The sequence below is a fragment of the Pseudomonas sp. RW10S2 genome (assembly GCF_014268985.1).
Lineage (GTDB): Bacteria > Pseudomonadota > Gammaproteobacteria > Pseudomonadales > Pseudomonadaceae > Aquipseudomonas > Aquipseudomonas wayambapalatensis.
This window is the reverse complement of the sequence record NZ_JABWRO010000207.1, coordinates 1-4,063: the sequence shown is the minus strand read 5'-3', so window position 1 is coordinate 4,063 and position 4,063 is coordinate 1. Positions and strand designations below refer to the sequence as shown.

General features: G+C 61.8%; 3 protein-coding genes. 2 read left to right on the top strand and 1 reads right to left on the bottom strand.

The window, feature by feature from the left end; translation table 11 throughout:
- Window positions 1–30: 30 nt before the first annotated feature.
- Complete coding sequence (gene tyrS / locus HU729_RS25080; RefSeq protein ID WP_186667574.1) at window positions 31–1,230, bottom strand: tyrosine--tRNA ligase; 1,200 nt, start codon at window positions 1,228–1,230, stop codon at window positions 31–33.
- A 245-nt stretch (window positions 1,231–1,475) separates the two neighbouring features.
- On the opposite strand from tyrS, the gene HU729_RS25075 reads away from it, so the two are divergent.
- Window positions 1,476–2,897, top strand: coding sequence for a peptidoglycan DD-metalloendopeptidase family protein (locus HU729_RS25075; protein WP_186711880.1), 1,422 nt, complete (start codon window positions 1,476–1,478; stop codon window positions 2,895–2,897).
- A 3-nt stretch (window positions 2,898–2,900) separates the two neighbouring features.
- Window positions 2,901–3,992 carry an anhydro-N-acetylmuramic acid kinase gene (locus HU729_RS25070; protein ID WP_186711879.1) on the top strand — a complete coding sequence of 364 codons (1,092 nt, stop codon included), beginning with the start codon at window positions 2,901–2,903 and terminating at the stop codon, window positions 3,990–3,992.
- Window positions 3,993–4,063 lie beyond the last annotated feature (71 nt).

Sequence of the window (4,063 nt, the reverse complement as noted above, 5' to 3'; positions counted from 1 at the left end):
GCTTCTATATATAGCTACACCCGCAACCAATCACTCGGCCTTCAAGGTAACCCGGCCAAACGACTTCTTACCCGCCTGGCACACATGGGTAGCACCCAGGACAAACAAGAAATCCTTGTCGACGACTGCACCATCAACCTTGACCGCGCCGCTACCGAGCAGATCACGCGCCTGGGCCGAGTTCTTTACCAGACCCGCACGGTTCAGCACCGCAGCGATCGGCAGGTCTTCAGCCGCAGCGACTTCGATCTCCGGCAGATCCTCAGGCAGCTCGCCCTCCTTCATGCGGTTGCCCGCAGCACGGTGAGCATTCGCCGCAGCCTCTTCACCATGGAAGCGCGCCACGATCTCTTCGGCCAGCTTGATCTTGATGTCGCGCGGGTTCGCACCCTTCTCGACATCGGCGCGGAACTGATCGATCTCGTCCATCGAGCGGAAGCTCAGCAGCTCGAAGTAGCGCCACATCAGCGTATCCGGAATCGAGACCAGCTTGCTGTACATCACCCCAGGCGCTTCCTGGATACCCACATAGTTACCCAGCGACTTGGACATCTTCTTCACGCCATCGAGCCCTTCGAGCAACGGCATGGTCACGATGTTCTGAGCTTCCTGGCCATAGGCGCGCTGCAGCTCACGCCCCATCAGCAGGTTGAACTTCTGGTCGGTACCACCGAGCTCGACATCCGCCTTTAGCGCAACCGAGTCGTAACCCTGCACCAGCGGATAGAGGAACTCATGGATGGCGATCGGTTGCTGGCTGGTGTAGCGCTTGTCGAAGTCGTCACGCTCGAGCATGCGCGCGACGGTGTACTGGGACGCCAGACGAATGAAGTCGGCCGGGGTCAGCTTATCCATCCAGGTAGAATTGAACGCGACCTCGGTCTTGGCCGGGTCGAGAATCTTGAACACTTGCTGCTTATAGGTTTCGGCGTTGTCCAGAACCTGCTCGCGGGTCAGCGGCGGGCGCGTGGCACTCTTGCCGCTAGGGTCACCGATCATGCCGGTGAAGTCACCGATCAGGAAGATCACCTGATGCCCCAATTCCTGGAACTGCCGCAGCTTGTTGATCAGCACGGTGTGACCCAGATGCAGGTCAGGAGCCGTCGGGTCGAAGCCAGCCTTGATACGCAGCGGCTGGCCGCGCTTGAGCTTCTCCACCAGTTCCGACTCGACCAACACCTCTTCCGCACCGCGCTTGATAAGCGCCAGCTGCTCTTCAACCGACTTCATAGACAGACCCGCAAGGCTCAGATTCAAAGGGGACCAACCATACAAGATCGGCCGTCAAATACAAGTTTCGCAACGGAATGTGACCCGGAAGGCGCCTTGCGGCGTCTACGCGCCCTTGCGCGAAAATGGATTTGGTTATATTTTATACAGTTATTTCATCTTCATCATGTCATTCATCTTTTCCACCGTGTTTTTCAGCGTATTCAGTCACCTTTTTCATTCACTTTTTCAAAGTCACCTCATCTATGACCAACGACACGCCTAAAGCGCCCCCGCTTTATCCGAAAAGCCATCTGTTGGCCGCCAGCGGCATCGCCGCCCTGCTCAGCCTGGCCTTGCTGGTATTTCCCTCCAGCGACGTAGAAGCGAAGAAGACCACCCTCAGCCTCGAGCTCGAAACCCCGGCCGAGCAACTCAAAGACGAATCCAAGGCCGCACCGCTGGTGCAGTCCACCGAATCCACCGGCTCGCCCTTCGCCCAGATCGAAGGGGATGAACCCGCTACAGAACAGGCCGCCGGACAGCCGCAACCCGTCGCGCAGGAGAAGGCGCAAGACAAGGCCCCCGGTCATCGCGAAGTCGTGGTCGCCCGTGGCGACACCCTCTCCACACTGTTCGCCAAAGTGGGCCTGCCCGCCAACGTCGTGCATGACGTTCTGGCCAGCGACAAGCAAGCCAAGCAGTTCAGCCAGCTGAAACACGGCCAGGTGCTACAGTTCGAACTGGACAAGGACGGCCAACTGGCCAGCTTGCACAGCCAGGTCAGCAACCTCGAAAGCATCCGCCTGAACAAGACCGACAAGGGCTACGCGTTCGAACGCGAAATCACCAAGCCCCTGGTGCGAACCGCCTACGCCCATGGCGTCATCAAGAGCTCGCTCTCGGCCTCGGCCCAACGTGCCGGCCTTTCCCACAGCCTGACCATGGATATGGCCCGCGTGCTGGGCTACGACATCGACTTCGCCCAGGACATCCGCCCTGGCGACGAATTCGACGTGGTCTACGAACAAAAGGTCATGGATGGCAAGGTGGTCGGCACCGGCAACATCCTCTCGGCGCGTTTCACCAATCGCGGCAAGACCTACACCGCCGTGCGCTACACCAACAAGCAGGGCAATACCAGCTACTATACCGCTGACGGCAACAGCCTGCGCAAGGCGTTCATCCGCACACCGGTGGACTTCGCCCGCATCAGCTCGCGCTTCTCCGCCGGGCGCAAGCACCCGATCCTGAACAAGATTCGCGCCCATAAAGGTGTCGACTATGCAGCGCCTCGCGGCACGCCGATCAAGGCAGCCGGTGATGGCCGCATCGAACTGGCCGGCCGCCGCGGCGGCTACGGCAACACAGTGATCATCGCCCACGGCAACACCTACAAGACCCTGTATGGCCACATGCAAGGCTTCGCCAAAGGCATCAAGACCGGCAGCAACGTCAAGCAGGGCCAGATCATCGGCTATATCGGCACCACCGGTCTCTCCACTGGCCCGCACCTGCACTACGAGTTCCAGGTCAACGGCGTCCATGTCGACCCGCTGAGCCAGAAGGTGCCGATGGCCGATCCGATCGCCAAGGCCGAGCGCCAGCGCTTCATGCAGCAAAGCCAACCCCTGATCGCTCGCATGGATCAGGAAAAGGCCACGCTGCTCGCCGCCAACAAGCGCTGATCCATGGCGTTCTACCTGGGGGTGATGTCCGGCACCAGCCTTGACGGCCTGGACATTGCCCTGATCGAACAGTGCGAGCAGCCACGGTTGCTCGCCACCTGCTACCTGCCCATGCCCTCCGACCTTCGCCGGGACCTGCTGAGCCTCTGTGCCAGTGGCCCCGACGAGATCGCACGGGCAGCGCTGGCCGAAAATCGCTGGGCCAGCCTTGCTGCAGAGGGCATCCGGCAATTGCTGGCCGAGCAGAAACTCGAGCCCAGCGCCATCCGCGCCATCGGCAGCCACGGCCAGACCATCCGTCACGAACCAGCCCGCGGCTTTACCGTGCAGATCGGCAACCCGGCATTGCTCGCCGAGCTGACCGGCATCTGCGTGGTGGGTGATTTCCGTCGCCGCGACGTGGCCGCAGGCGGCCAGGGCGCACCACTGGTCCCGGCCTTCCACGAAGCCTTGTTCGCCCACCTGGGGCAGCGCCTGGCAGTACTCAACGTCGGTGGCTTCAGCAACCTGAGCCTCATTGCCCAAGACACGCCAGTGCATGGCTTCGACTGCGGCCCGGGCAATGTGCTGCTGGATGCGTGGATCGAGCGCAAGCGCGGCCAGACCTTCGACGCCGATGGCGCATGGGCGGCAAGCGGCAAGGTGCAGGACGAATTGCTGGCAACGCTGCTGAGCGATCCGTTCTTCGCCGGCAATGGCCCCAAGAGCACCGGGCGCGAGGTATTCAACCTGCCCTGGCTCGACGCTCACCTGGCAAGGCTGCCGCGTTATCGCGACGAAGACGTTCAGGCCACCCTGCTGGAACTGACCGCCCGCAGCATCACCGATGCCTTGCGCAATGCCCAGCAAGGCACCGAAGCCCTGATGGTCTGTGGCGGCGGCGCACGCAATGGCACCCTGATGAATAGGCTGGCCGCCCTGCTGCCGGCCGCGAAAGTGACCAGCACCGATGCCCAAGGTATTGACCCGGACTGGGTCGAGGCGATGGCATTCGCATGGCTGGCTCATTGCTGCCTCGAAGGCATCCCGGCGAACCGCCCAAGCGTCACGGCGGCCAGAGGGCTGCGAGTGCTCGGCGCGATCTACCCGGCCTGATCGACAGAAACGAAAAAAAAACCCCCCCCCCCCCGCGGGGGGGGCAGAAGGCGCTGCAATCGAGCGACACC

Coding starts and splice junctions, on each gene's coding strand:
- tyrS (WP_186667574.1), bottom strand. CDS start 1,230: ATGAAGTCGGTTGAAGAGCAGCTGGCGCTTATCAAGCGCGGTGCGGAA.
- HU729_RS25075 (WP_186711880.1), top strand. CDS start 1,476: ATGACCAACGACACGCCTAAAGCGCCCCCGCTTTATCCGAAAAGCCAT.
- HU729_RS25070 (WP_186711879.1), top strand. CDS start 2,901: ATGGCGTTCTACCTGGGGGTGATGTCCGGCACCAGCCTTGACGGCCTG.